General features: G+C 67.8%; 25 protein-coding genes and 1 tRNA gene. 14 read left to right on the forward strand and 12 right to left on the reverse strand.

Annotated elements, in window-relative coordinates:
* Nucleotides 1-58 precede the first annotated feature (58 nt).
* Entirely contained in the window at nt 59-2,233 is a 2,175-nt protein-coding gene (purL, locus tag DRW48_RS09155) for a phosphoribosylformylglycinamidine synthase subunit PurL (RefSeq protein WP_114076154.1), read from the reverse strand.
* Nucleotides 2,234-2,523: 290 nt separating this feature from the next.
* Nucleotides 2,524-3,456, reverse strand: a complete 933-nt coding sequence (locus DRW48_RS09160; protein WP_114077470.1) for a LysR family transcriptional regulator — start codon at nt 3,454-3,456, stop codon at nt 2,524-2,526.
* Between the two features lie 143 nt (nt 3,457-3,599).
* Here DRW48_RS09160 and DRW48_RS09165 point away from each other — a divergent pair, with 143 nt between their 5' ends.
* From DRW48_RS09165 to DRW48_RS09195, 7 genes are all read left to right on the forward strand, one after another.
* The gene (locus tag DRW48_RS09165; RefSeq protein WP_114076155.1) at nt 3,600-6,995 is read left to right on the forward strand and encodes an indolepyruvate ferredoxin oxidoreductase family protein; all 3,396 of its coding nucleotides are present in this window, start codon (nt 3,600-3,602) and stop codon (nt 6,993-6,995) included.
* Nucleotides 6,996-7,124: 129 nt separating this feature from the next.
* The gene (locus DRW48_RS09170; protein ID WP_114076156.1) at nt 7,125-7,937 is read left to right on the forward strand and encodes a glutamate racemase; all 813 of its coding nucleotides are present in this window, start codon (nt 7,125-7,127) and stop codon (nt 7,935-7,937) included.
* 18 nt (nt 7,938-7,955) lie between these two features.
* Nucleotides 7,956-8,408 (forward strand): cytochrome c maturation protein CcmE, encoded by a 453-nt coding sequence (gene ccmE / locus DRW48_RS09175; protein ID WP_114076157.1) that lies wholly within the window; start codon nt 7,956-7,958, stop codon nt 8,406-8,408.
* Nucleotides 8,409-8,496: 88 nt separating this feature from the next.
* Nucleotides 8,497-9,108 carry a holin-associated N-acetylmuramidase gene (locus DRW48_RS09180; RefSeq protein ID WP_114076158.1) on the forward strand — a complete coding sequence of 204 codons (612 nt, stop codon included), beginning with the start codon at nt 8,497-8,499 and terminating at the stop codon, nt 9,106-9,108.
* On the forward strand, nt 9,099-9,752 hold the full coding sequence (locus tag DRW48_RS16520; RefSeq protein ID WP_338418413.1) for a holin family protein: 654 nt from the start codon (nt 9,099-9,101) through the stop codon (nt 9,750-9,752). Before DRW48_RS09180 ends, DRW48_RS16520 begins: the two co-directional genes overlap by 10 nt.
* Before the next feature lie 177 nt (nt 9,753-9,929).
* Nucleotides 9,930-11,900 (forward strand): heme lyase CcmF/NrfE family subunit, encoded by a 1,971-nt coding sequence (locus DRW48_RS09190; protein WP_114076159.1) that lies wholly within the window; start codon nt 9,930-9,932, stop codon nt 11,898-11,900.
* Nucleotides 11,897-12,361 (forward strand): cytochrome c-type biogenesis protein, encoded by a 465-nt coding sequence (locus tag DRW48_RS09195; protein ID WP_114076160.1) that lies wholly within the window; start codon nt 11,897-11,899, stop codon nt 12,359-12,361. Before DRW48_RS09190 ends, DRW48_RS09195 begins: the two co-directional genes overlap by 4 nt.
* 117 nt (nt 12,362-12,478) lie before the next feature.
* Here the strand turns inward: DRW48_RS09195 and DRW48_RS09200 are convergent, their stop codons facing one another.
* From DRW48_RS09200 to pdxH, 7 genes are all read right to left on the reverse strand, one after another.
* A complete protein-coding gene (locus DRW48_RS09200; RefSeq protein WP_114076161.1) occupies nt 12,479-13,675 on the reverse strand; it encodes a molybdopterin molybdotransferase MoeA in 1,197 nt (398 codons plus the stop codon).
* Nucleotides 13,672-14,178, reverse strand: coding sequence for a cyclic pyranopterin monophosphate synthase MoaC (gene moaC / locus DRW48_RS09205; RefSeq protein WP_114076162.1), 507 nt, complete (start codon nt 14,176-14,178; stop codon nt 13,672-13,674). Before moaC ends, DRW48_RS09200 begins: the two co-directional genes overlap by 4 nt.
* Nucleotides 14,175-14,969 (reverse strand): indole-3-glycerol phosphate synthase TrpC, encoded by a 795-nt coding sequence (gene trpC, locus DRW48_RS09210; protein WP_114077472.1) that lies wholly within the window; start codon nt 14,967-14,969, stop codon nt 14,175-14,177. Before trpC ends, moaC begins: the two co-directional genes overlap by 4 nt.
* 130 nt (nt 14,970-15,099) lie before the next feature.
* Nucleotides 15,100-15,176, reverse strand: a tRNA-Pro gene (locus DRW48_RS09215).
* A gap of 42 nt (nt 15,177-15,218) precedes the next feature.
* Nucleotides 15,219-15,728 (reverse strand): DUF192 domain-containing protein, encoded by a 510-nt coding sequence (locus DRW48_RS09220; RefSeq protein ID WP_114076163.1) that lies wholly within the window; start codon nt 15,726-15,728, stop codon nt 15,219-15,221.
* The gene (locus DRW48_RS09225; protein WP_114076164.1) at nt 15,725-16,318 is read right to left on the reverse strand and encodes a cold-shock protein; all 594 of its coding nucleotides are present in this window, start codon (nt 16,316-16,318) and stop codon (nt 15,725-15,727) included. The genes DRW48_RS09220 and DRW48_RS09225 overlap by 4 nt, the downstream gene beginning before the upstream one ends.
* Before the next feature lie 106 nt (nt 16,319-16,424).
* On the reverse strand, nt 16,425-17,084 hold the full coding sequence (gene pdxH / locus DRW48_RS09230; RefSeq protein ID WP_114076165.1) for a pyridoxamine 5'-phosphate oxidase: 660 nt from the start codon (nt 17,082-17,084) through the stop codon (nt 16,425-16,427).
* A 64-nt stretch (nt 17,085-17,148) separates the two neighbouring features.
* Between pdxH and fabI the strand changes: the two genes are divergently transcribed.
* The 7 genes from fabI to DRW48_RS09260 all read left to right on the forward strand — a co-directional run bounded on the left by fabI (nt 17,149) and on the right by DRW48_RS09260 (nt 24,299).
* Complete coding sequence (fabI, locus tag DRW48_RS09235; RefSeq protein ID WP_114076166.1) at nt 17,149-18,027, forward strand: enoyl-ACP reductase FabI; 879 nt, start codon at nt 17,149-17,151, stop codon at nt 18,025-18,027.
* Complete coding sequence (locus DRW48_RS09240) at nt 18,028-18,639, forward strand: LysE family translocator (RefSeq protein WP_241963223.1); 612 nt, start codon at nt 18,028-18,030, stop codon at nt 18,637-18,639.
* A gap of 14 nt (nt 18,640-18,653) precedes the next feature.
* A complete protein-coding gene (gene gpt / locus DRW48_RS09245; RefSeq protein WP_241963224.1) occupies nt 18,654-19,181 on the forward strand; it encodes a xanthine phosphoribosyltransferase in 528 nt (175 codons plus the stop codon).
* The gene (locus DRW48_RS09250; RefSeq protein ID WP_114076167.1) at nt 19,178-19,687 is read left to right on the forward strand and encodes a DUF2127 domain-containing protein; all 510 of its coding nucleotides are present in this window, start codon (nt 19,178-19,180) and stop codon (nt 19,685-19,687) included. The genes gpt and DRW48_RS09250 overlap by 4 nt, the downstream gene beginning before the upstream one ends.
* 52 nt (nt 19,688-19,739) lie before the next feature.
* Nucleotides 19,740-20,804, forward strand: coding sequence for a Gfo/Idh/MocA family protein (locus DRW48_RS09255; protein WP_114076168.1), 1,065 nt, complete (start codon nt 19,740-19,742; stop codon nt 20,802-20,804).
* A gap of 338 nt (nt 20,805-21,142) precedes the next feature.
* The gene (locus tag DRW48_RS15925) at nt 21,143-21,709 is read left to right on the forward strand and encodes a heme oxygenase-like domain-containing protein (protein WP_162784710.1); all 567 of its coding nucleotides are present in this window, start codon (nt 21,143-21,145) and stop codon (nt 21,707-21,709) included.
* Complete coding sequence (locus DRW48_RS09260) at nt 21,702-24,299, forward strand: GAF domain-containing protein (RefSeq protein WP_162784711.1); 2,598 nt, start codon at nt 21,702-21,704, stop codon at nt 24,297-24,299. The genes DRW48_RS15925 and DRW48_RS09260 overlap by 8 nt, the downstream gene beginning before the upstream one ends.
* On the opposite strand, the gene DRW48_RS09265 is transcribed toward DRW48_RS09260, so the two are convergent.
* The 3 genes from DRW48_RS09265 to DRW48_RS09275 are packed head-to-tail and all read right to left on the reverse strand — an operon-like array spanning nt 24,289 to nt 26,791.
* Nucleotides 24,289-24,921 carry an AAA family ATPase gene (locus DRW48_RS09265; protein WP_114076170.1) on the reverse strand — a complete coding sequence of 211 codons (633 nt, stop codon included), beginning with the start codon at nt 24,919-24,921 and terminating at the stop codon, nt 24,289-24,291. The two genes, DRW48_RS09260 and DRW48_RS09265, sit on opposite strands and share 11 nt — an antisense overlap.
* The gene (locus DRW48_RS09270) at nt 24,918-25,724 is read right to left on the reverse strand and encodes an ATP-binding cassette domain-containing protein (RefSeq protein ID WP_114076171.1); all 807 of its coding nucleotides are present in this window, start codon (nt 25,722-25,724) and stop codon (nt 24,918-24,920) included. The genes DRW48_RS09265 and DRW48_RS09270 overlap by 4 nt, the downstream gene beginning before the upstream one ends.
* Complete coding sequence (locus DRW48_RS09275; RefSeq protein WP_114076172.1) at nt 25,721-26,791, reverse strand: ABC transporter permease; 1,071 nt, start codon at nt 26,789-26,791, stop codon at nt 25,721-25,723. Before DRW48_RS09275 ends, DRW48_RS09270 begins: the two co-directional genes overlap by 4 nt.
* Nucleotides 26,792-26,852 lie beyond the last annotated feature (61 nt).

Genomic DNA, 26,852 nt, shown 5'->3' on the forward strand with positions numbered 1-26,852 from the left:
TAGCTACGCGAAGGCGGGAATGCTGCACCCCGACCCGTTAAGGGCCGAGGGGCCCCGCTCAGACGGCTTCGGCGAGACCCAGCTTCGCGACGAAAGCGCTGCGGTAGAGTTGCGACAACTCCGCCAATGGCGCCGCGTCACCGCCAAATGCTACCTGAGCGCCGCCAAAGCTGCCAATCCGCCGGACCGGAACGCTGGCGGAATTTGCCGCGGCCAGCAGGCTGTCGGCGTCGCCGGTCGTGCAGGCCACGAGATAGCGGGCCTGATCCTCACCGAACAGATCGGCGATCTCGCCGGCGTCCAGCGTGACGCCGGTCCGTCCCGCCTCGGCCATCTCGAAGGCCGCGAGGGCCAGACCGCCGTCCGACAGATCGGTGCAGGCCGACAGCAGCTTACGGTTCGCGAGGATGAACTCGCCATGTTTGCGCTCGGCAGACAGGTCCACCGGCGGGGCGTCGCCACTCTCGATCCCGAAGGCTTCGTAGGCGAGGGCGGACTGGCCCAGATGGCCGCGCGTCTCGCCGATCAGGATCGCGATATCGCCGTCCTCGGGCAGGCCCGCGATCAGGTCGTCCAGCCGGTCCAGCAGGCCGACGCCGCCGATGGTCGGGGTCGGCATGATGCCCGTGCCATCCGTCTCGTTATAGAGCGACACGTTGCCGGACACGATCGGGAAGTCGAGCGCGGTGCAGGCCTCGCCGATGCCCTGGATCGCACCGACCAACTGACCCATGATCGCCGGCTTTTCCGGGTTGCCGAAGTTCAGGTTGTCGGTCGCGGCGAGCGGCCGCGCGCCGACCGCAACCAGGTTGCGCCATGCCTCGGCAACGGCCTGACGGCCGCCCTGCACCGGGTTGGCGCGGACGTAGCGCGGGGTCACGTCGCTGGTGAAGGCAAGCGCCTTGTCTGTGCCATGGACCCGCACCACCCCGGCGCCGAGGCCGGGGCGGCGCACCGTGTCGGCGCCGACCTGGGTATCATACTGCTCCCACACCCAGGATTTGCAGGCGTGGTTCGGGCTGCCGATCAGCGCCTTCAGCGCCGCGATGGGCGTGATGGCGGGCAAGTCCGGCATGGCGCCCGCTGCGGGGGTAGGGGTCCACGGCCGGTCGTATTCCGGCGCCGACGAGGCCAGCTTCGACAGCGGCAGGTCGGCCATGACCGAATTGCCGAGCATTATCAGGAACCGGTCCTCGGCAATCGTCTCGCCCACGACGGCGAAATCAAGGTCCCATTTCTCGAAGATGGCGCGCGCCTCGGCCTCTTTCTCGGGCTTGAGGACCATGAGCATGCGCTCCTGGCTCTCGGACAGCATCATCTCGTAGGCGGTCATCGCCGGCTCGCGGACCGGCACGCGGTCCAGATCGAGCCGGATGCCGAGGCCGCCCTTGTCGCCCATCTCGACCGCCGAACAGGTCAGGCCCGCCGCGCCCATGTCCTGGATCGAGATGACGCTGTCCGAGGCCATCAGTTCGAGGCAGGCCTCGAGCAGGCATTTCTCGGTGAAGGGATCGCCCACCTGCACCGTGGGACGCTTTTCCTCGATGCTGTCGTCGAACTCGGCACTGGCCATGGTCGCACCGCCGACGCCATCGCGGCCGGTCTTGGCGCCGAGATAGACGACTGGCATGCCGACGCCCGAAGCGGCGGAATAGAAGATGCGGTCCGCCGGGGCGATACCGGCGGCAAAGGCGTTCACGAGGCAGTTTCCGTCATAGCTGGAATGAAAGCGCACCTCGCCGCCGACGTTGGGCACGCCAAAGGCGTTGCCATAGCCGCCGATCCCCTCGACCACGCCGCGCACCAGATGGGCGGTCTTGGGATGGTCGGGGCGGCCAAAGGACAGCGCGTCCATCGCCGCCACCGGCCGCGCGCCCATGGTGAACACATCACGCAGGATGCCGCCGACGCCCGTCGCGGCGCCCTGATACGGCTCGATATAGCTGGGATGGTTGTGGCTCTCCATCTTGAAGACCACGGCGAGGCCGTCGCCGATATCAACCACGCCGGCATTTTCTCCGGGGCCGCAGATCACCTGCGGGCCGGTGGTCGGCAGGGTGCGCAGCCAGCGTTTGCTCGACTTGTAGCTGCAATGCTCGTTCCACATCGCGGAAAAGATGCCGAGTTCCGTGAACGTCGGCGCGCGGCCCAGCAACTCGAGGATGCGTGCATATTCATCGGGCTTGAGGCCATGGGCGGTGATCAGTTCCGGCGTGATCTGTGGCTCTGACATGACCCGTTGCCCCCTTTTGGCCGCAACACGCGGCGCCTCCAAGCGCCGCGGTTCTAGCCTGCCCGAGGGGGTGGGGGAAAGGGCCCGGAAGGGTTCAGACGGTCCGACTGGATTTGCGTGTCAAGCCGCTGGACGCAGGCCAAAAAAAAGCCGGGCACGAGGCCCGGCCTAAGTCCAACAGGGAGGTGAAGCCAAGGGGTCGGTCGCCCGACCCATCGCCTTCACGAAATGAGATATGGCGAGAGGGGCGCCGCATCAAGGCGTGGGTGTGCGTGCCAGGGGCAAACCCGCTATGCGTGTCCGGTATGGCTCTCGCCCTCGGCCACCAGAGCGTGCTGGACGCGGCGCCAGGCCTGGATTTCCTCCAGCACGAAATCGCGGAACGCAGTGACCCGGCGCGAGGCGCGCAGTTCCTCCGGAAAGGCAAGGAAAACCGGGACTTCGCCGGATTCCACGTCCGCCAGAACGCGCACTAGGCGGTTGGGAAAATCATTGGTCAGGTAGTCCGGCAGGATGCCGATCCCGACCTGCGACAGCACGGCCTGCAGCACGCCGAAGTAATTGTTCACCGCCAAGGTCGAGCGCGGATTTTGCGCGAGCAGCGTCTGCACGAGGCTGGCCCCCGCAGACACCTGCGGCGTCGTCGGATTCTGGCAAATGATACGGTGCGTCGCGAGGTCCGAGAGCTGTTCGGGGATGCCGTTCTCGGCCAAGTATTCGGGGGTGGCATAAAGCCGCATGCGGATGTTCAGCAGCCGGCGGCGGATCAGGTCGGACTGCGACGGCTCTTTCATGCGGATCGCGACATCGGCCTCGCGCATGGGCAGGTCCAGCACCCGTTCCTCGAGCATCAGATCGATCTTGAGGTCCGGGTAGCGCGCGTAAAGGCGCGGCAGGCGCGGCACCAGCCACAGCGTGCCGAAGCCGGTCGCGGTCGTGACCTTCAATTCGCCGAAGACATGCTCCTCGCTGTCGCGGATGCGGGCCGAGGCGGTATCAAGCCGCTTGGTGATGCTGCGCGTCGCCTCGAACAGCAACTCGCCCTGCTCGGTCAGGATCAGCCCGCGCGCATGGCGGTGAAAGAGAGTCGTCGACAGTGATTCTTCCAGCGCCCGGATTTGCCGGCTGACCGCAGATTGCGACAGATGCAGCGCGTCGCCGGCATGGGTCAGGCTGCCGGCGTCCGCAACCGCGTGAAAGATTCTCAGCTTGTCCCAGTCCATTGCTTTGCGATCCTTGCGGGGCAGGCTTGCGTTCGGTGCAATCCTTACCATTGCGATTGTCGCTAGCGAAACAGGAAGTTTGCGCTTTGTGGGTCACAGTTTCTGACCTATACTTGAGCGATCATAACGCTGGGGAGGGCGGAATGAGCAAACACGCCGAGTTTTCACTCGCCGACCGTTTTGACCTCACCAAGCGCAGCGTCCTGCTGAACGGCACCCAGGCCCTTGTCCGGTTGATGCTGATGCAGGCCGCGCGCGATCGGGCCGCAGGTCTGGACACCGCGGGCTTCGTCACCGGCTACCGCGGCAGCCCGCTGGGCGGGGTCGATCTGCAGATGGCCCGCCAGAAGAAAGAGCTGGCGGCCGCCAATATCCTGTTCCAGCCGGGCCTGAACGAGGACCTGGCCGCGACAGCCATCTGGGGCAGCCAGCAGGCCGAGTTGCGCGGCGAGGGGCGCCATCAGGGCGTCTTCGCTCTGTGGTATGGCAAGGGGCCGGGCGTCGACCGCTCGGGCGACGTCATGCGCCATGGAAACATGGCCGGCAGCAGCCGCTATGGCGGCGTCATCATGGCCATGGGCGACGACCACACCGGCGAGAGCAGCACGGTGCTGCACCAGTCCGACTGGGCCATGGTCGATGCCTATATGCCCGTGCTGTCCCCGGCCGGGGTGCAGGAAATCCTCGACTACGGCCTTTACGGCTATGCCTTGTCGCGCTTCTCCGGCCTGTGGGTTGGCCTGAAGACGATGAAGGACACGGTGGAGGCGACCAGCGTCGTCGATGGCGATCCGATGCGGCTTTCTTTCGTTACGCCAGCCGATTTCCCGATGCCCGAAGGCGGCCTGAACATCCGTCTCGGCGATACGCCGGTCATCCAGGAAGCGCGGATGATCGACCACAAGCGCTTTGCGGCCGAGGCGTTCAGCCGCGCCAACCGCATGGACAAGCGGATGTGGGGCAAGCCTGGGGCCAAGCTGGGCTTTGTGGCGGCGGGCAAGAACTGGCTGGACCTGGTCCACGCCTTTGGCCTGCTCGGCATCGACGAGGCCGAGGCCGAGCGGCTCGGCATCACCCTCTACAAGGTCGGCCAGACCTGGCCGCTGGACATGGTCAGCTTTCACGACTGGGCCGAGGGACTGGCTGTCATCACCGTGGTCGAGGAAAAGCGCAAGCTGATCGAGGTCCAGGTCAAGGAAGCGATCTTCGACGACCGGCGCGGCCGTGTTCTGGGCTGGAAGCACGACCGGACCCATGAAGAACTGTTCCCGACCCGCTATGCGCTGGACCCGGTCGGCATCGCCGAAAAGATCGGCGGCATCCTGATCGAGGAAGGCCGTGGTACCGACGCGCTGCGCGCCGGGCTGGACCGCATCCGCGAGGCGCGCCGCGCCGACAACGCGCCCGAGATCGCCGCCCGCACGCCGTGGTTCTGCTCGGGCTGCCCGCACAACACCAGCACCCGTCTGCCCGAGGGCAGCCGCGCCTATGCCGGCATCGGCTGTCACTACATGGTGCAGTGGATGGGCCGCGAGACCAACGGCTTCACCCATATGGGCGGCGAGGGCGTGAACTGGGTCGGCGAGGCGCCCTTCAGCAAAAGAAAGCACGTCTTTCAGAATCTTGGCGACGGAACCTACAACCATTCAGGTAGCCTCGCGATCCGCGCGGCGCTCGCCGCCGGGACCAACATCACCTACAAGATTCTGTTCAACGACGCCGTCGCCATGACCGGCGGCCAGCCGAACGAGGGCGGGCTGACCGCCGCCCAGATCGCACGCGAGTTGACCGCCATGGGCGTCGATCCGGTGATCGTCGTGCATGACGAGAAAGAGGATGTCCGCGCCGACGACTTCCCCGGCCTGATCCTGCGTCCGCGCAGCGAGTTGATGGCCACCCAGCGCGAGCTTGAGGAGGCGCCGGGCGTCAGCGCGATCCTCTATATCCAGACCTGCGCCGCGGAAAAACGCCGTCGCCGCAAGAAGGGTGCCTTTCCCGACCCCGACACCCGCATCTGGATCAACCCCGAGGTCTGTGAGGGCTGCGGCGATTGCAGCGTCCAGTCAAACTGCGTCAGCGTGGTGCCGCTGGACACTGCGCTGGGCCGCAAGCGTGCCATCGACCAGTCGTCCTGCAACAAGGATTACAGCTGCGTCAAAGGCTTCTGCCCCTCCTTTGTCAGCGTCCATGGCGGCAAGCCGCGCAAGCCGGCGGCTGCTGCGTTCGATCTGCCCGACCTGCCGCATCCGGTGATGCCGGCGATCCATGGCACCCATAACATCGTCATTACCGGTGTTGGCGGCACTGGCGTCGTGACCATCGGCGCAGTGCTGGCGCAGGCTGCCCAACTGGACGGCAAGGGCGCGGGCATGATGGAGATGGCGGGCCTCGCCCAGAAGGGCGGCGCTGTGCATATCCACCTGCGTCTTGCCGAAAAACCTTCCGACATAAGCGCCATCCGCGTCGCGGTGGGCGAGGCGGATTGCGTCATCGGCGGCGATCTGGTGGTCACCGCCGGGGCCCGCACCCTTGGACTAATGACCACCGGCCGCACCGGGGCCGTGGTCAACGACCATGAGATCATCACTGGCGAGTTCACCCGCGACCGCGATTTCCGCCTGCCCTCGGGGCGCCTCAAGCTCAGCCTCGAGGCGCGGCTAAAGGATCGGCTGGCCTTCTTCGACGCCTCGCAACTGGCGCTGAAGCTGATGGGGGATTCGATCTATTCCAACATGATCGTCACCGGTGCGGCCTGGCAGCGCGGGCTGATCCCGCTGTCCGAGGTGGCGATCCTGCGCGCAATCGAGATGAACGGCGCCCAGGTTGCGGCCAATCAGCGCGCCTTCCAGATCGGCCGCTGGGCGGTGATCCACCCGGCGGACGTGGCGGCCGTGATTGCCCCGCCGGCGGCCGACACGCCTGCCGATCCGGTCGCCGACCGTGCCGCCCGGCTGGTGGGTTACCAGAACGAGGCGCTCGCCCGACGATTCATGGCGCTGGTCGATGCGGCGCCCCCGGCGCTGCGCGGCGATGTCGCCGAGGGCTATTACAAGCTGCTGGCCTACAAGGACGAATACGAGGTCGCGCGCCTGCACCTACAGACTGCCGCCCGGGTCGCCGAAAGTTTCGAGGGTGATGTCCGCCTGTCGTTCCATCTGGCCCCGCCGGTCCTGCCGGGACGCGATGCAGACGGGCGGCCGAAAAAGCGGACTTTCGGGCCGTGGATGCTGCCGGTGTTCCGCGCGCTCGCCAGCCTCAAGGGCCTGCGCGGCACGCCGCTCGACCCCTTTGGTTACCTCGGTGAGCGTCGGCGCGAGCGTCAGGCGATCAGCGATTACGAGGCGATGATGCGCGAGGTGTTGCCGGCCGTCACCCCGGCCACCGAGGGTATTGCGCGCGAACTGGCGCGCCTGCCGCTGGAGGTGAAGGGCTACGGCATGATCAAGGACGCCGCCGCCGAAAAGGCCTCCGACCGGGCCGCCGAACTGCTGGCCGCGTTCCGCACCGGCGGCACGCCCCTGCGTCACGCGGCTGAATAAAGGGTCGCGGGGCGGTGGCGCTTGGAGCGGCGAAACTGTCACGCCAAGCCTTTCGCAAGCGCCCGCAAGGTCATTTCCTTTGCACCGCCCGCGTCCTAGAGAGGGCGCGCATAGGCGGAGGGGTGTCTCATGGCGGTCGGCGTTTTCGATTCGGGCCTTGGCGGGCTGACCGTGCTTTCGGCGATCCGCGAGGCCATGCCGGAGCTGCCGCTGGTTTATCTGGGCGATAACGCCCACGCCCCCTATGGCTCCCGCCCGGCGCAGGAAATCTATGACCTGACCTGCGCCTCGGTCGAGCGGCTCTGGGCCGAAGGCTGCGATCTGGTCATTCTGGCCTGCAACACCGCCAGTGCCGTCGCCCTCAAGCGCATGCAGGAAACCTGGATCCCGGACGACAAGCGCGTGCTTGGTGTGTTCGTCCCGCTGATCGAGGCGCTGACCGAGCGGCAATGGGGCGACAGCTCGCCCCCGCGGCAGGTCGCGGTGCAGCATGTGGCACTGTTCGCGACGCCTGCAACCGTCGCCAGCCGGGCCTTCCAGCGCGAACTCGCGTTCCGGGCGGTCGGCGTCGATGTCGAGGGCCAGCCCTGCGGCGGCGTTGTCGATGCCATCGAGGAAGGAGACGAGATCCTCGCCGAAGCCCTGGTCACCAGCCATGTCGAGGCGCTGAAGCGGCGCATGCCGCATCCGCAGGCCGCGGTCCTCGGCTGCACCCATTTCCCGCTGATGGAGCGCGCCTTCCAGGCCGCGCTCGGGCCGGGGGTGCGGGTTCTGTCACAGCCAAGACTGGTGGCGGCCAGCTTGAAGGACTATCTTGACCGCCGTCCCGAGTTCATCGGCGCCGGTAGCGAGACCCGCTTTCTGACGACCGGCGATCCGGCCCGGGTGTCGACCAAGGCGACCCAGTTCCTGCGCCAGCCCATCGCCTTCGAGGCGGCATAAGATATTTGAGGCCATGCCATGAAATCGCTCAAGAAAAAGCGTCGTATCCAGGTTCTGATCGCGGCCGGCGCGGCGCTGCTGATCGCCGCCGTCCTGATCGGATACGGCTTTCGCGATGGCATCAACCTCTATCGCTCGCCCAGCCAGGTGGCCAGCGATCCGCCGCGCGAGGGCGAGGTGTTCCGCCTCGGCGGGTTGGTCGAAGAGGGCACCCTCAAGCGCGGACAGGGCCACGAGGTGAGCTTTACCGTCACCGACACCGCCAAGACCGTCCCGGTCCGCTTTGCCGGCATCCTGCCCGACCTCTTCGAGGAAGGTCAGGGCATGATCGGCACTGGCAGCATGCAGGGCGGCGTGTTCGTCGCCAACGAGATCCTCGCCAAGCATGACGAGAGCTATGTCCCGCGTGAAGTGGTCGAATCGCTGAAGTCGCAGGGCGTCTACGTCGACCCCAAAGCCCCCAACAGCTGACCGCGCCCGGCGCAACGCACGTACCGCTAAGACCCCGTTAACCGTCACCCGGCACATTCCCTCGCCACGGGATGCGAGGGCAGCAGGCATGATGACGGTCGATCAGATCGCGGCAGAGATCGTCGCGCGTGAAGGGGGGTACGTGAACGACCCGGACGATCCGGGTGGGGCCACGAAATACGGCGTGACACTCGCGACGCTGCAACGCCTCGGCTTCGACAAGACCGACGACCGCCGGATCGACGTTGCCGACGTCAAGGCGCTGACCCGCGAGGATGCCCGCCGCATTTTCGTAGAGCACTACTTTCGTCGCCCGCGGATCGCGGATCTGCCGGGGATCGTGCAGCCTTCGGTGTTCGACATGTATGTCAACGCCGGCAGCAACGCGGTGAAGATCCTGCAGCGCTTGCTGGCCGGCATGGGCTTTGATGCGACGGATGATGGCCAGGTCGGCCCTCAGACCATCCGCGCCGCGCGCGAGGCGGCGCTGGCGGCGCCCCGGCACCTCGCTGACGCCTACGGCATCGCCCGGCGGAACTATTACTACAGCCTTGGCGATCTGCGCCCCGCCAGCCGCAAGTATTGCCGCCGGCACGATGGCGGCAAGGGCGGCTGGATCACTCGCGCCGAAAGCTTTGTGGCGCCGCGCTATCACCTGACATTGGCTCAGCATAAGGCGAGGTGCGCGAAATGGGCATGATGGACCGCCTGATTGGCGTCGGCGGCACGGTTACGGCGGTCGGCAACGCCGCCACCGGGATGGCCGAAGTGTTCCGCCAGAACACCACCCGCCGGATGGAGTTGGACGAGGAAGCCTATGCCCGCGCCATGGCCGAACATGGCACCGAGTTCGAGGCGGCCCCCCGCACTTGGTGGGACAGCCTTATGAACGGTCTGAACCGCCTGCCGCGCCCCATGCTGACGCTCGGCACCATTGGCCTTTTTGTCTACGCCATGGTCGAGCCGATCGGTTTTTCCACCCGGATGGAGGGGCTTGCGCTGGTGCCCGAGCCGCTGTGGTGGCTGATGGGTGCGATCGTCAGTTTCTATTTCGGCGCGCGCGAAGCGCATTATTTCCGCGGCCGCGTCTGGCCGAGCGCCAAGGTGAAAAAGACCGTCGCCGCGTCCAGCCAAGGCGGCGCGGTGGTCGCAGCTGAGGTCGAGGCCGCATCGGGCGATCCCTTGGGCGAGGCGCTGGCGGCGGCCATGGCATCGGGCGACGCGGTAGTCGGCGGGCCCGGTGGTGCCGATGTAACGGGTGCCTCAGCCCCCGGCCGGGTGCGGGGGCCGGAGCCTTTCGCCGACAATCCCGCCTTGGCCGAATGGGCCGCGCAGCGGTCCTGAAACGACTTCGGGCGGGATAAAAACGGGGGGCGCGCTGCCCCCTGTTTTGCCATGCATCCCGTCCCGCCGCCGAGCGCACGGCCAACTGCGCGGCACCCTGTCGCACGCCATCTTGCATAGCCCTGCCGCCCGCATGCCGCTAAAGTCCCGCCAAGTCAGTCGAGACCGGAGTGTGCCATGATCGCCGAACTGGGCCATTTCGCCCTCATCCTCGCCTTTGCCGTATCGCTCTGGCAGATGAGCGTGCCGATGTGGGGCGCGGCGCGCGGCAACATGGCGGCGATGGAGAGCGCGCGGCCTGCCGCCGCGGCGCAGTTCGGGCTGATCGGCATCAGCTTCGCGGCGCTGACGGTCGCCTTCGTGACCTCCGACTTCTCGCTCAAGCTGGTCTACGAGAACAGCCATACCCTGAAGCCGATGCTCTACAAGGTCAGCGGCGTCTGGGGCAATCACGAGGGCAGCATGCTGCTGTGGGTGCTGATCCTGTCGCTGTTCGGCGCCGCGGCGGCAACCTTTGGCGATAACCTGCCGCCCGCGCTGCGCGCGCGGGTACTGGCGGTGCAGGGTTCGATCGGTGCGGCCTTCCTCGCGTTCATCCTGTTCACTTCGAACCCATTTTTGCGGATGGTGAACCCGCCCTTTGACGGGCGCGACCTGAACCCGCTGCTGCAGGACCCCGGCCTCGCGTTCCATCCGCCGTTCCTTTACCTCGGCTATGTCGGCCTCTCGATGTCCTTCAGCTTTGCCGTCGCCGCCCTGATCGAGGGCCGGGTCGACGCCGCTTGGGGGCGTTGGGTGCGTCCCTGGACGCTCGCCGCCTGGGTGTTCCTGACCATCGGCATCGCGCTGGGCTCGTGGTGGGCCTATTACGAGCTTGGCTGGGGCGGCTTCTGGTTCTGGGATCCGGTCGAGAATGCCAGCTTCATGCCGTGGTTGCTGGCCGGCGCGCTGGTCCATTCCGCGGTCGTGGTCGAAAAGCGCGAGGTGCTGAAAAGCTGGACCATCCTGCTTGCGATCCTCGCCTTCGCCTTCTCGCTGATCGGCACCTTTATCGTCCGCTCTGGCGTCATCACCTCGGTCCACAGCTTTGCCAGCGATCCGACCCGCGGCGTGGTGATCCTCGGCATCCTTGCGGTGTTTGTCGGCGGCGCACTGACGCTGTTCGCCGCCCGCGCCAGCACCCTCAGCGCGCGCGGCGTCTTTGCCCCCGTCTCGCGCGAGGGGGCGCTGCTGGTGAATAACGTGCTGCTCGCAGTGGCCGCGCTGGTGGTGTTCATCGGCACGGTCTGGCCACTGCTGGCCGAGATGTGGGGCCGCCGGCTGTCGGTCGGCGCGCCGTTTTTCGAGCAGGCCTTCACGCCGTTCATGGTGGCCATCGCCTTGATCCTGCCGATCGGCGCGATCCTGCCGTGGAAGCGCGGCAACCTCGCCCGCGCGCTACGGCCGCTACGTCCGGCACTGGCTCTGGCCTTTGCGGTGATGGCGCTGGTGTTTGCCGTGTCGAGCGGCCGCAGCGCGCTGGCGGTGATTGGTGCCGGCCTCGGCTCGTGGCTGATCTTCGGCGCGCTGGCTGAGCTGGTCTACCGCACCAACAACGGCGGCTGGTCGCGCCTTACGCGCTTGCCGCGGGCCGACTGGGGCAAGGCACTGGCGCATGGCGGGCTGGGGGTGACCTTTATCGGCGTCAGCCTGATCATGGCCTGGCAGATCGAGGATATCCGCGTCGCCAAGGTGGGCGAGACGTTCGACGTCGGCACCTACCAGATAACGCTTGCCTCGGTCGAGGATCTGCCTGGCCCCAACTACACCGCGACGCGGGCCGAGATGCGGGTCAGCCGCAACGGTCGCGAGGTCGCGGTCATGCATCCCGAAAAGCGGTTCTATCCGGTGCAGGGGATGCCGACGACCGAGGCCGCGATCGACAACGGTATCTTCCGCGACCTGTACGTCGTGATCGGCGATCCGCAGGCACAGGGCGGCTGGGCGGTGCGCAGCTACGTAAAACCGTTCGCCAACTGGATCTGGGCGGGCGCGATCATCATGGCGCTCGGCGGCTGCCTCAGCCTGTCGGACCGGCGCAGCCGCGTCGCCGCCGGCGCGCGTCGGCAGCCCCATCCCGCCGCCCGTGGCGCGGTGCCCGCCGAATGAGGCGTCTGGCTGCCGCAGCGCTGTTTGCGCTCACGCTCGCCTCGCCGGTGCTGGCGATCCAGCCCGACGAGGTGCTGGCCGATCCGGCGATGGAGGCCCGCGCCCGCGAGATCAGCCGGGTGCTGCGCTGCCCGGTCTGCCAGGGCGAGAACATCGACGACAGCAATGCCGAGATCAGCCGGGACCTGCGCCTCTATGTGCGCGAGCTGCTGGTCGCGGGCGACAGCGACAGCCAGGTGATTGACGCGGTGACCGACCGCTACGGCGAATATGTGCTGTTCGAGCCGCGGCGCACGGGCGGCAATCTGATCCTGTGGCTGGCCGGCCCCGTGATGGCGCTGCTGGGGCTCGGCCTGGCCTTTGCCTATGCGCGCCGGCGCAAGGCCGCCCCGGTCACGGCCCCCCTGAGCGCCGACGAGCAATCGCGGCTGGCGCGGATCATGGAAGACGAGGCTCCGTAGGGCTGATCTAGGGTACTGGCGGCCGCACCTCGCTGTGGTGAGAATAGGCGCGCCTGCCGGAACCCCGGCTGCGACACGGCTGGTTGCTCCTACGCGAACTCCCTTAATTTGGGCGGCTCAGGTCCAATCCCGCAGGGACAGGTAGTCCATCACCTCACCGGCCCGGCGCGCGGGATCGTGGGCAGGCCGCACCAGCAGGGCACCCGCCGCCGCCATCACCGAAAGGCTGGCGCTGTCCTGATTGTCGTCGGGCGTAATCACCGGCAGGCCGCGATCCCCGGCCGCGCCTTCGTTCAGCCGCGCGCGCAGGTAGTGCTGGCGCGGCCCTTCGGGGGGCAGGTCGCAGCCGAGCGTCGCATGGTGCAGGCGTTGGGTACCGGGCAGGCCCTGCATGCGCTCGATCAGCGGGCGCAGGAACAGCAGGGCGCTGACCATGGCCGAGATCGGGTTGCCCGGCAGGCCGAGCATCAACGCATTGCCGAGACGGCCGACGACCAGCGGCTTGCCAGGGCGCATCGCCAGTTTCCAGAAGGCGCGCTCCATGCCCATCGCCTCGGTCACGGGCGCGATCAGGTCGTGATCGCCGACCGAGGCGCCGCCGATGGTGACGATGATGTCGGCGTCCGCCGCCGCCTCAAGCCCCGCGCGCAAGCTCTCGGCAGTGTCGCGCGTGATCGGCAGGATGCGGGGCAGGGCGCCCGCCGCCGCCGCGATGGCGGCGATGGCAATGTCGTTGCTGTTGATGATCTGGCCGGCACCGGGGTTGGTGCCGGGGGGTACCAGCTCGTCCCCGCCGGGCAGGATCGCGACCACCGGGCGGCGGGCGACCGTGACGCGCGGCACGTTCATCGCCGCGATCAGCGCCAGTTCCGCCGGACCCAACCGGCGGCCGGCGTCGATCACGCTGCCTTCACTGAAATCATTGCCGCGCGGGCGGATGTTGCTGCCGCCCGAGGCGTCGGTCACGGCGATCCGCTCGCCCTCGCGCGTGACGTTTTCCTGCATGACCACGCGGTCGCATCCGTCGGGGACCGGCGCGCCTGTGAAGATCCGAACTGCCTGGCCGGGGGCGATCTCGCCATCCCATTCGCGCCCGGCGGCGGCCTCGCCGACCACTGTCAGCGGGCCGGGCAGGTCGGCGCTACGCAGGGCATAGCCGTCCATCGAGGCTGCGTCGAACGGCGGCTGAGTCAGGCGCGCCGCCACGGGGGCCAGCAGAACGCGGCCGTTTGCCTCGGCTAGCAGAACCTCCTCTGGGATCGGGGCCGGGGCGAGGGCGAGGGTGCGAGCGAGCGCTTCGTCGACGGGGATCATGTGCCGGCCTCCTCGTTCAGACGGGTTCCGGACGCGTCCGCCTGCCATGTCCCGGACTTGCCGCCGGTCTTGGTCAGCAGGCGAATCCCCTCGATCCGCATGCCTTTTTCGGCCGCCTTCAGCATGTCGTAGACCGTGAGTGCGGCGATGCTGACGGCGGTCAGGGCCTCCATCTCGACGCCGGTCTGGCCGGCGGTGCGCACGGTCGCGCGGATGCGAATTCCGGGCAGCGCCGGCTCCGGGGTCAGTTCCAGCGCGACCTTGGTGATCGGCAGCGGGTGGCACAGCGGGATCAGATCGGCGGTCCGCTTGGCGCCCATGATCCCGGCGAGGCGGGCGACGCCCAGCACGTCGCCTTTCGCGGCCCCACCCTGGGCGAGGGCTAGCGTTTCGGCCTGCATGATCACCAGCCCCTCGGCCACCGCTTCGCGCGCGGTCGCGGGTTTGGCCGAGACATCGACCATGTGCGCCTGTCCGGCCGCGTCGAAATGGGTCAGGCTCATGGCACGGGATCGGCGAGGATGGCGCGGGTAGCGGCCTCGACATCGGGCTGGCGCATCAGGCTCTCGCCGATCAGGAAGCGGCGCACGCCGGCATGGGCGAGGGCGGCAAGCTCCGCCGGGCCGGACAGCCCGCTCTCGGCAACGATCCGGCGGCCTGCGGGCACCATCGGCGCCAGCCGCCGGGTTGTGTCGAGCGAGACTTCGAAACTGCGCAAATCGCGGTTGTTGACACCGATCAGGGGCGAGTTCAGGCGCAGCGCACGCTCCGTCTCCGCCTCGTCATGCACCTCGATCAATGCGTCCATGCCCCAGTCGCTGGCGGCGGATTCCAGTTCGGCGGCCAGCGTGTCGTCGACGGCGGCCATGATGATCAGGATGCAATCCGCGCCCCAGGCCCGCGCCTCGGCCACCTGATAAGTGTCATAGAGGAAATCCTTGCGCAGCACGGGCAGCGAGGTTGCCGCACGCGCCTGCGCCAGGAAAGTCGGCGAGCCTTGAAAGGACGGTCCGTCGGTCAGCACCGAAAGGCAGGCGGCCCCCGCCGCCTCGTAGGCGAGTGCAAGGCGCGGCGGGTCGAAATCGGCGCGGATCAGTCCCTTGGAGGGGCTGGCCTTCTTGACCTCGGCAATGAGGCCATAGCCGCCTGATGCAGCGTGATCGAGCGCGCCCGAAAAGCTGCGCACCGCTGGGGCCGCAGCGGCGCGGGCCTCGATCTCGGACAGGGGAAGGGCCGCCTTGGCGGCTGCGATTTCGTCCAGCTTGTAGGCGTGGATACGGTCAAGAACATGCATGGCGCGATTTAGCCGGGCCGGACGGGGCAGGGCAAGCGCCAGCGGGTTTTTGTCAGCTTGGGGGCGCTCCACAATCGCCGCCACACGGCCCGGCCGCTAAAGCTGCCGTGGCATAGGGATGGTGAGGAAATGGTCGGGGCGGCGAGATTCGAACTCGCGGCCTACGGCACCCAAAGCCGTCGCGCTACCAGGCTGCGCTACGCCCCGGCCGGGGACGGGTCTAGCCGAAGCACCGCCCGGCGCAAGGCCTCATTCGCAGGGCAGCGCGGCGATGTCCTGCGGCAGGCGCGGATGCGACAGGATCGCGCCCTCGCCGAGGCCAAGACGCGCCGCCTCGCCGCCGCCGATCTCGAGGACCATAAGCCGCTCTGGCGCGGGATCGCCGGGGTGGGCGCCCGGCACCGGGGTCTCGTCATGCGGCACGGCGTTGGCCGCGACATGGGCCACGCGGCCGGCGGGATCGATGAACAGCATGTCGAGCGGGATCAATGTGTTGCGCATCCAGAAAGCGACTTCGGACGGCGCCTCGTAGATGAACAACATGCCGTGTTCCGGGGCGAGGCTTTCGCGGAACATCAGCCCCCGTGCCCGGCTGTCGGGGGTATCGACCACCTCGACGGCGATATCGCGCGTGCTGCCGTCCGGCAGGGTAAAGGCTGCGCGGTCCGGCGCGCAGGCCACTTTTGTGTCTGCCGCAGCGGCAGACGCGGCCAGCAACAGGGCGAGCAACGCGGGGCGGGCGAGGGTCAGGGCGCTCATGCGTGCTCCGCCGTCAGGGTTTCGGTTCGTGCCGGCGCGTCCTCCGGCGGCAAGGCCGCCACGGGCGGCAGGGCGGCATAATCCCAACTGGCCAGCAGTGCGGCCATCGGGCCGCGCGGGCCGGCGATCACCTTCAGCGCGATCGCCTCGCCTACGACCAGATCGGCAAAGCCGCTGTGCCGCAGCACCTCGATATGCAAGAATACGTCGCCGGGCAGGCCGAAGATATTGGCAAAGCCAAAGCCCTTGGACTTGTCGAACCACTTCACCCGCGCCGGCTGGAAGGGCAGGGCGGCGACCTCGGCAAGCTCGGGACCCGCCAGTTCCGCGATCTGCGCGCCGCTGGTGGGCGAAGGGTGCAGGATCGACAGCACCTCGACCGCCTGTTTCCCGCGGGTGGTGACGATGGCGCGCACCTTGACTTCGGTGCCCTCGACGATGGTGCTCTGGCCATAGTTGCGCAGGACATTGCCGTGCAGAAGCACGTCGGGGCCGCCGTCGGAATCGATCAGGAAGCCGAATCCGCGGCCTGGATCGAACCATTTGATACGACCGACAATCTCGACCGGGTCGTCCTGTCGTTGCAACATGCTCGCGGGGCTTTCCGTGACGTCGGCGCGCAAACTTCCAGCATGGCCCGCGGTGCGATGCGCGGCGCCCGCGGGACCTAAGGTTTGCTGGAAATGCGCGCGATTTTCAAGGGTTGAGTCGAACTACCTGCCAGGCGCCCGCCGCGCCATCGACCATTTCCGCCCCGGCGGCCGGCGCCGCGTCCGGCTGCGGACGCGTCCAGCGAAAGCGGTCGTGCAACCGGAACGCTCCGTCGGCCCAGAACTCGACCGCCAGCGGGCGGATGCGAAAGCCGCCCCAGAAGGGTGGGCGCGGGGGGTTGAGCCCGTGGCGCAGCCCTTCGCGCGCGACCCGCGCCATCAGCGCGGCTCGGCTGTCCAGCGGCCGGCTCTGGTCCGATGCCCAGGCGCCGATGCGGCTCTCCAGTCCGCGCGAGGCGTAGTAGGCGTCGGCCTCCGGCCCGTCTGCACGGCTGACCTCGCCGCGCACGCGGACCTGCCGGCGCAAGGATTTCCAGTGCAGGACAAAGGCTGCAACGCCGGTCTCGGCGATCTGGCAGCCCTTGGCGCTGTCATAATTGGTGTAGAAGACAAAGCCCGCATCCGGCGCCGGCGGATCGATCGCCTTCAGCAGGACCATGCGGACATCGGGCAGGCCCTCGGCGTCCACGGTGGCAAGCGCCATGGCGCTGGGGTCGTTCGGCTCGGTGCCGCCCGCCTCGGCCAGCCAGCTGGTTGCGATGGAGAACGGATCGTTCCCGGCAAAGATTCCGCCGCGTTCGCTCATGCTTGATGCCCCCAAGGGTTTGGCCTAATCCTCGCCGAAGGCTGCAAAACAGCGGGGACGATACATGTCAAGCGACGGTGATGGGGCAGACGGTCGGTCCGGACGTGCCGGACTTATGGCCGGAAAGCGGGGCCTCATCATGGGCGTTGCCAACGACAAGTCGATCGCCTGGGGAATTGCCCAGGCCCTGGCAGCCGAGGGTGCGACCCTCGCCTTCAGCTATGTCGGCGAGCAGTTGCAAAAACGGGTCGAGCCGCTGGCCGCCAGCATCGGCATGCCGCTGGTGATGCCCTGCGACGTCGGCGACGACGCCTCGATCGATGCGCTGTTCGCGCAGTTGCAGCAGGAATGGGGCGCTATCGATTTCATCGTCCATGCCATCGGCTTTTCCGACAAGGACCAGTTGCGCGGCCGCTATGCCGCGACCACGCGCGACAATTTCCGCCTGACGATGGATATTTCCGTCTACAGCTTTACCGCCGTGGCGGCGCGGGCGGCAGCGATGATGTCGCCGGGCGGCACCATGCTGACCCTGACCTACTATGGCGCCGAGCGCGTGATGCCGCATTATAATGTCATGGGTGTCGCCAAGGCCGCGCTTGAGGCATCGGTGCGCTATCTGGCCGAGGATTTCGGCCGCGACGGTATCCGCGTGAATGCGATCAGCGCCGGTCCGATCAAGACCCTGGCTGCCAGTGGCATCGGCGATTTCCGCTATATCCTGCGCTGGAACGAGTTGAACTCGCCCCTTCGGCGGACCGTCACCCAGGGCGATGTGGGCAAATCGGCCCTCTACCTTCTGTCTGACCTGTCATCGGGCGTGACCGGCGAGGTGCATCACGTCGATGCCGGCTATCATGTGGTCGGGATGAAGGCGGTGGATTCCCCCGACATCGATGCCAGCGGCAACGGCATGACCGTGGCCGCGCGCAAGGAAGGCTGAGTGGACGCGATCACGGTCCCTGCACTGGCCGCCTTCGTGGCCACCCTGTCGCTGGCGATCCTGACCCCGGGGCCAGCTATCATTGCCTGCACGCGCGCCGCCGCGGCCATGGGCCGTCAGGCGGCGCTGCGTTATGCGCTTGGCCTCGCCTTCGGGGCATCGCTGTGGTGCCTTGCCTCGCTCTTCGGCCTCAGCCTGCTCTTCCGCTTGGTGCCGCAGCTGTTCGTGGTGCTGAAGGTCGCGGGGGGCCTCTACCTCATCTATGTCGCGGTCAAGATGTGGCGCCATGCGCACGATCCGCTGCCCGCGTCGGCGGTGATCGGCGGGCCGGGCTTTCGGGCCGGCATGGCGCTGAACCTGTCGAACCCCAAGCCGGCGCTGTTCTATGGTGCGATCCTGCTGTCGCTCTTTCCGCGGCTGCATGGCGTCGCCGGGCCGGCGCTGGTCTATGCGGTCGCCCTGGCGTGCGAGCTGACCTTTTACGTCGCGGTCAACGCCCTGATGTCCACCGCACCGGTGCGCCGCCGCTATTTCGCCCTGAAGTCCACCATCGACCGCACGGCGGGCGCCCTGATCGGCGCGCTCGGGCTGCTGCTGATCGTTCGCCACTGAAAAGGTACATGCCGATGGCCGACCAGATGCTTGAACCCCGCGCCGACCGCCTGCCGCATGAAAAGGGCTTTCACGTCAGTTGGGACCAGTTGCATCGCGACGCGCGCGCGCTGGCCTGGCGGCTTGACGGTCAGGGACCTGCGGACGGCGGCTGGCGGGCGGTGGTTGCCATCACCCGCGGCGGCATGGTCCCGGCCATGATCGTCGCGCGCGAGCTGGACATCCGCACCATCGACACGATCAGCGTGAAATCCTACCTCAAGGGCGAGCAGGGCAGCGTGCAGGTGCTGAAATCACCCGATGCGCAGATGATGGGTGACGGCGAGGGCGTGTTGGTGGTGGACGATCTCGTCGACAGCGGCCGCACGCTCGAGCTGTGCCGGAACCTCTATCCCAAGGCGCATTTCGCGACCGTCTATGCCAAGCCCAAGGGCAAGCCGATGGTCCAGACCTATGTGACAGAGGTCAGTCAGGACACCTGGATCTTCTTTCCCTGGGACATGGCGTTGCAATATGTCGAGCCCTACCGGGGCAGCGATTGACCGACCGCGCGCGTCCCCGCGCCATCGCCCGGCGGATCGAGGCGCGCAAGGGCTGGTGGCACTGGCTGTTCGAGGGCGGCATCACGCTGAAGGGCCTGATGGGCCTTACCGAACTGGTCGCGGGCGCCGCGCTGCTGGCCGCACCTCCGACGCGGGTCCACGACCTGATCGAGGCCGCGGCCCGCTGGCACCTGATTGCCGACCGTCACGGCCCGCTGTCGCGCCAACTGCTGCACGCGGCCGAGAATTGGCCTGCCGCCAGCCAGCATTTTTACGCCCTCTACCTGGTGCTTCATGGCGGCTTGAAGCTGGTGATGGTCGGCCTGTTGTGGGCGCGGTTCGCCTGGGCTTATCCCGCCGCCATCGCCATCCAATGCTTTTTTATCGCTTTCGAGGGGCATCGTTGGATGCACACCGGCAATCCGGTGCTGCTGGGCCTCGCCGCGCTTGATCTGGCGATCATCGGCCTGATCTGGCACGAATGGCGGGCCCGTCCCCAACCGTGAGGATGGGGGAGTTGCCGGCAACGGCGCTGCGAGGCAAACCGGGGGACAAGCGATGGCAGCGATCCGCATTCTGGTGGTCGGTCTGGGGCACATGGGCGCGTCGCATGCCGATGCCTACCATCGCGATCGGCGGTTTGAGATCGTCGGCTTGGTCGCTCGCGGCATTCATGACCGCCCGATTCCCGCGGCCCTGGCCGACTATCCCCGCTTTGCCGATTACGGCGAGGCGCTGGCGCAAACCCGGCCGGACGCGGTCTCGATCAGCACTTGGCCCGACACCCACGCAGCCTTTGCACTGGCCGCGCTGGACATGGGCGCGCATGTGTTCGTCGAAAAGCCCATCGCCACCACGACGGAGGACGCGCGCGCCGTCGCCGCCCGCGCGGCAGAGGTCGGGCGGGTCCTGCTGGCCGGCTATATCCTGCGCGTTCACCCCTCGTGGCAGCGGTTCGTGCAGATCGGCCAAGGCCTCGGCAAGCCATTGGTGATGCGCATGAACCTGAACCAGCAGAGCACCGGCGAGGCCTATGTCTGGCACCGCAACCTGCTCGGCAGCCTGACGCCGCTGGTCGATTGCGGCGTCCATTACGTCGACGTCATGTGCCAGCTGACGGGCGCCCGCCCGCTCCGCGTGCACGGCATCGGCGCGCGCCTGTGGGACGAGGGCACCCAGCCCAACTACGGCGCGCTGCACGTCGTCTTCGACGATGGCTCGGTCGGCTGGTACGAGGCCGGCTGGGGTCCCATGATGTCCGAGGTGGCCCATTTCGTGAAGGACGTGGTCGGACCGCGGGGCGCAGTTTCGCTGGTTCCGGCCGCCTCGGGGGGCGAGGCCGGCAGCGCCGATATCGACAGCCACACCCGCACCGACGTCATTCGCCTGCACCACGCTGAAACCGGCCCCGACCACAGGTTGGTCAAGGCCGACGAGACCATCACCATGGAGGGCGAGCCTGACCACCAGGCGCTTTGCGACTTGGAGGCCACGCTGTTCGCCGACTGCATCGACGGCAGTACCGACTCCGCCCCGCTGGTCGAGGCGGCGCTGAACTCGCTCGCCATCGTCCTCGCCGCCGATCAGAGCATCCGTGAGGGCAGGGCGGTGACGCTGGATTGAGGCCGCCCATTTGCGGGATTTGCCAACTGCAGGGTGAACGGGATACCCGACATGGTGGCAAAATGCCGCCGGTTTCTGCGGATCGCCGGGAGGCCATCATCTCGCGCGAGTTGATCCAGCCCGAAGAATCAGTCACTTACGCAATGGAGTGCGCGAGGTCGAGGCGAAAATTATCAAAATGGCAACGGTTGTATGGCCAACATCGTTGTGTTTGATTTTATGGCCAAACTCCTTGGCTTCGCGGCCGCCAGGGGCGAGTTGCAACAACAATGACCCGGAGATTGGCCCACGCTAATTTTCGACAGGGTCGAGGGACGGACGGCGAGGAGAAGGCGCGGGTGGACGGGTCGGATCAACTGCGAGGGCGCCTGCGTGCCGAGACCCGGCCCCATCATCAACGCGTTGACGATGCGTTCGCCGCGCTGGATCTGGGCCGCGCCGGCGATCTGACCCGTTTCCTTGCAGCGCAGCTAAGCGCGCTCGAGGCGCTGGTGCCGCAGGACGGCCCTGACTGCGCCGAGGCGGAGGCGCTGGCCGCAACCACGCGCGCGGCCATTGCGGCCGACCTGCGCACGCTCGGCGCCGGACCGCGGGCCCGCCTCGCGCCGCAACAGGCGGATGCGACAGCGGTTCTGTATGTCTTGCTCGGCTCACGCCTTGGTGCGCAGGTGCTGGCCCGTCGCTGGCTGGCGACGGCCGATGCACTGGCGCGCGGCGCGGGGCAGTATCTGACGATGGATTCACAAAGCGCCCGGTGGCGGGCCCTGTGCGCCCGGCTCGCGGCGCTGCCCGCGGCCGGTGCCGCGGGCGATGCGCTGGTGGCGCAGGTGGGAGCAATCTTTGACCTTTATACCGCAGCACTCGAACGGACCCCCTCGGCAGCACAAGACCGTGCCTATGCCTGATTCCGCTCCGATGGTGGCTGTCGGGCAAGACGTCCCGGACGAAAGCATGGCCGGCGACGACAGCTGCGCGCGCGAGCCGATCCAGTTTCTGGGCGGCGTGCAGGATTTCGGCTGCCTGCTGGTGCTGTCCACGGACTGGGTGGTCCGCAACGCCTCGGCCAACTGCGGCGCGGTCCTGGGGATCGAGGCCGAGGCGATGGTCGGCACGCGCCTGATCGAGCATCTGCCCCCCGACGCGATGCACCTGCTGCGCGGCAAGGTCCAGATCCTCGGGCGTGGCGGCGATGACGGCATCTCGGTATTCGAAGTCGATCTGTTGCAGGACGGCCGCCGCTTTGATATCGCGCTGCACCGCGACGGAGACAACCTGCTGTTCGATTTCGAGCGCTCGGGCGATGGCACCCATCATGCCGACGCGGCGGTCGTCGGCGCGCTGCTGGCGCGCGTGCGGGCCGCGCCGGATCCGCGCGCGATGTGCGATATCGCCGCCAACGGCATATGGGCGATGACCGGCTTTGACCGGGTCATGGTCTACAAGTTCGACCCCGACTACAGCGGCGTCGTCATTGCCGAGGCGCTGGGCGCCGGCGCCGACAGCTACATGGACCAGCGTTTTCCCGCCTCGGACATCCCGGCGCAGGCGCGCGCGCTCTATACCCGCAGCCTGCTGCGCATCATCGCCGATGTGGACGCGCCGGTGCATCCGCTGGTGCCCGCGGTCGGCCCTGACGGAAAGCCCGTGGATCTGTCGCTGTCGGTCACGCGCGCTGTCGCGCCCATCCACCTGACCTATCTGCGCAACATGGGCGTCGGCGCCTCCATGTCGGCATCCATCCTGCGCGGCGGCAAGCTGTGGGGCATGATCGCCTGCCACCATCCCCGCGCGCACTACGTGGATTACAACACCCGCGCCCAGATCGAGCTGTTCACGCGCCTCTTGTCCTACGAGTTGACGCTGGCCGAGATCGCGGCCGAGGGCGAGCATGCCCGGGCGGCCCATGCGATGCACGAGCGCGTCTCGGCAGCGCTCGCCAGCGGCATCCAGCCGGGGCTGGAACTGTCGATCCTCGCGCAGGAAATCGGGACCGTCATTGCCTTTGACGGCATGACGCTGATGCTGCGCGGCATCTACGACAGTCAGGGCCTGACGCCGACCGAGGCCGAGCATCGTGCCCTGCTGTCTGCCCTGGTCGCTGCCGGTCCTGCCAAGGTTTTCGCCACGGACCATCTGGAAGCTGATCTGCCCGGCGTGATCGCCCCCGAGCGTGGGATTGGCGGCCTGCTGGCGATCCCGCTGCGCAGTCATCCACGCGAATATGTGCTGCTGCTGCGGCGCGAGGTCACGCAGGATGTGGTCTGGGCGGGCGTTCCGCAAAAGACCCTGCTGCCGGATGGCCGCCTGTCGCCGCGCAAAAGCTTCGAGGCCTGGCGTGAACAGGTGTCGGGCCACAGCCTTCCCTGGAACGCGGGCGATCTGCGCGCCGCCGAGGTCCTGCGCATCACGCTGCTGGAAATGGCGCTGAAGCAGACCGCCGACACGAGCCACCGCGATTTGCGCCGCAGCCACTCGCAAGAGGTCGTCATTGCCGAGTTAAACCACCGCCTGCGCAACATGTTCGGGTTGGTCGGCGGGTTGATCTCGCGCGGGGCTGCTGGCGCCTCGCCCGAGGTTGGCAAGTTCGCGACCGAGCTGCGCGGCCGGATCGAGGCGCTGGCGCGGGCCAGTGACGTGCTGACCGGAACCAGCGAGGACCAGGACACAACCCTGCGCCGACTGATCTGCACCGAGATCGAGGCTTTCGCGGGCGACAGCGAACGGCTGCATTTCAGCGGTGGCGACGTCGTTCTCGCGGCCGGGGCGCGCGGCACGATGGCACTGGTGATCCACGAGTTGGTGACCAACGCAGTCAAGTACGGCGCGCTGTCCTCGCCCTCCGGCCAGGTCGAGGTTGCCTTTGTCACCGATGGCGAGGCTGGCGACGAGCGGCCGCTGCGCCTGCGCTGGACCGAACGGGGCGGCCCGGCCGTGCGCCCGCCGAAGCGGAGCGGTTTCGGTAGCACGCTGCTGAGCAGCGCCATTCCGCACGAGCTGGGGGGCGACGCGCAGGTCAGCTTTGAGGCCACCGGCCTTGCGGCCGAGTTCCTGATCCCGGCCCGCTGCATCGAGGAGGTGGTCGAGCAGCCCGAGGTTCAGGCCGCCAGCGCCCGGACGGCGGCGGCGCGCGGCGCCCGGCCGCGTTTTACCGGGCGTGCCCTGGTGGTCGAGGACAACCTGCTGATCGCCATGAATGCCGCCGATGCGCTGCGCGCGATGGGCGCGGCCGACGTTGTGATTGCCGGCACGATCGCCGACGCGCTGGAGCGGATCGCAGCGGGCGGGTTCGATCTCGCCATCCTCGATCTCGACTTGGGCGGCAGGCTGTCGACCCCGGTAGCCGAAGCGCTGCGTGCGGCGGGCGTGCCGTTCCTGCTGGCGACCGGTTATGACGATGGCAGCGGTGCGGCGGCCGCAGTCCTGCGGGACGCCCCGCGGCTGAGCAAGCCCTACAGCAACGACGCTATCGCCGAGGCCCTGCGCCTTATCGGCTGAGGCGGGCGGCGATCCGGGCCGCGATGGCCTCGGCCGTATCTGTCTCGGTTATGTGCAAGGTTGGCTCGATTGCGCTGTCGGTGACCACATCGACATTTGCCAGGTCGTTGGCCAGATGCGCCGCGACGGCCTCGGCGGTCAGCCCGTAGCCCTGCCAGCGGGCCGCCAGCCGCGCAGCCAGCACCGGGCGGGGCACCCGCAGCAGAATGCTTGCGTCCCAAAACTGCGCCAGATCGGCCCAGTCGGGCAGGCGGCAAAGCAGATAGTTTCCTTCGACCAGCAGCAACCGGTCCTCGGGCCCGATGCGGATGGCCCCCGCGATGGCGGCATCCCGGTCCCGATCAAAGGCGGGCAGGATGACGTCTCCTTCGCCCGCCTTGAGGCGGCCCAGAGCGTTGGACAGCCCCGCCACGTCGAACGTCTCGGGCGCGCCCTTGCGCCCGCGCATCCCGGCCGCGTCCAGCAGGCGGTTGTCGAGGTGAAACCCGTCCATCGGCACCACGACAGCCCCAAGATGCGCCGCCAGCGCCGGGGCGAGGGTCGATTTTCCGGCGCCAGGCGGCCCGGCCAACGCGATCAGCCGCCGCGGCGCCTGGCTCGCGTCGCCCTCGGGCAGATTCACGCCATGACGCCTTCGGGCCGGGCGGCGCCGGTCATGTAGGCGACCGCATCCGACATGGAATGCGACTTGGGGTCGATGACGCACAGCCGCCGGCCAAGGCGGTGGATATGGATGCGGTCTGCGATCTCGAACACATGCGGCATGTTGTGCGAAATCAGGACGATCGGCACCCCCCGCGCGCGCACATCCAGGATCAGGTCCAGCACGCGGCGGCTTTCCTTGACGCCCAGCGCGGCGGTCGGCTCGTCGAGGATGATCACCCGGCTGCCAAAGGCGGCGGCGCGGGCCACGGCGATGCCCTGACGCTGACCGCCCGACAGCGTCTCGACCGGCTGGTCGATGGACTGGATCGTCATCAGCCCTAGTTCGGTCAGCTTTTCACGCGAAAAGCGGGCCATCGCCGGCTTGTCGAGCATGCCCAGCATGCGGCCCAGTGGACCCTTGGTATAAAGCTCGCGGCCCATGAACATGTTGTCGGCGATGGACAGCGCGGGCGACAGCGCCAGCGTCTGGTAGACGGTCTCGATCCCGGCGCGCTTGGCCTCTAGCGGCGATGCAAAGCGTATCGGCCGCTCGTCCAGCCGCATCTCGCCCTCATCGGGCTGGAACGCGCCCGACAGCGCCTTGATGAGCGAGGATTTTCCCGCACCGTTATCCCCGATCACGGCCAGAATCTCGCCGGGATAGAGGTCGAAGTCGGCGCCATCGAGGGCGGTCACGCGGCCATAGCGCTTGACCAGCCCGCGGGCGGTCAGGATCGGTGCGACACTCGGCGTGGTCGGGGCTTTGGGCGCGATGCTCATGCGGTCAGCTTTCTGATCCATTGGTCGACGGCGACGGCGATGATGATCAGCCAGCCGGTGGCAAACAGCTGCCACAACACGTCGACGCCCATCATCTTGAGGCCCGAGTTGAAGACGCCGACGATCAGGGCCCCGATCAGCGGCCCGAGGATCGAGCCACGCCCGCCAAAGAGGCTGATCCCGCCGATCACCACGGCCGTGATGCTCTCCAGGTTGGCCTCTTGGAACGAGGTCGGCGACAGCGAGCCGACGCGTCCGATGGAGGCCCAGCCGGCGAGCGCGCAGATCAAGCCGGCCACGATATAGACCGATAGCAGCGTGCGGTCGGTGCGGATGCCCGCCAGTTCGGCCGCCTCCTTGTCATCGCCTACGGCATAGACGCGCCGGCCCCAGGCAGTGTGGTAGAGCGCGAACCATAGCGCGGCAAAGACCAGCACCAACAGGATGACACTGTAGGTCAGCGTCGCCCCGCCGAGGTTGAAGCGGGTGCCAAAGAACTTCAGCCACGGCGCCTCGGCATCGATGGTCTGGCTGCGGATCGTCTCGCGGTCGCTGATGTAATAGTTGAGGGCAAGGAACACGTTCCAGGTGCCCAATGTGGTAATGAACGGCGGCAGACGCAGGCGGGTGACTAGAAAGCCGTTCAGCAGCCCGGTGGCGCCGCCGGCCAGCAGTCCGCCGGCCAGGGCGAGCGGCATTGGCAGGCCCAGGCCGATGCCGAGCTTGCCCATCACGACCGAGGTCAGCACCATCACCGCGCCGACCGACAGGTCGATGCCTGCGGTCAGGATCACCAGGCTCTGCGCCGCCGCCAGGATGCCGACAATGGCCACCTGCTGCAGGATCAGGGACAGGTTGAAGGCGGAAAAGAAGTTGGGCGCCAGCAGTCCAAACCCGGCCAGCGCCAGCGCCAGCACGATCACCGGCACCATGGTCGGAAAGCGGTGCAGGAAGCGCTGCATCGATTGCAGCCCGCTGTCGCCATGCGCCGGCTCGAACTGCGCGACCGCTTCGGGCGGGGCTTCGGGCTGGCGTTGCGGCAGCGCGGGGTCGGGGCGGTCGGACATCGGCGGACCTTTGCAAGGGTAGGGGACCGGACTGGCGCGGACAATCTGCGAACGCGCCTTC

Source organism: Paracoccus suum, assembly GCF_003324675.1.
In the GTDB taxonomy this organism is placed as follows: Bacteria; Pseudomonadota; Alphaproteobacteria; order Rhodobacterales; family Rhodobacteraceae; genus Paracoccus; species Paracoccus suum.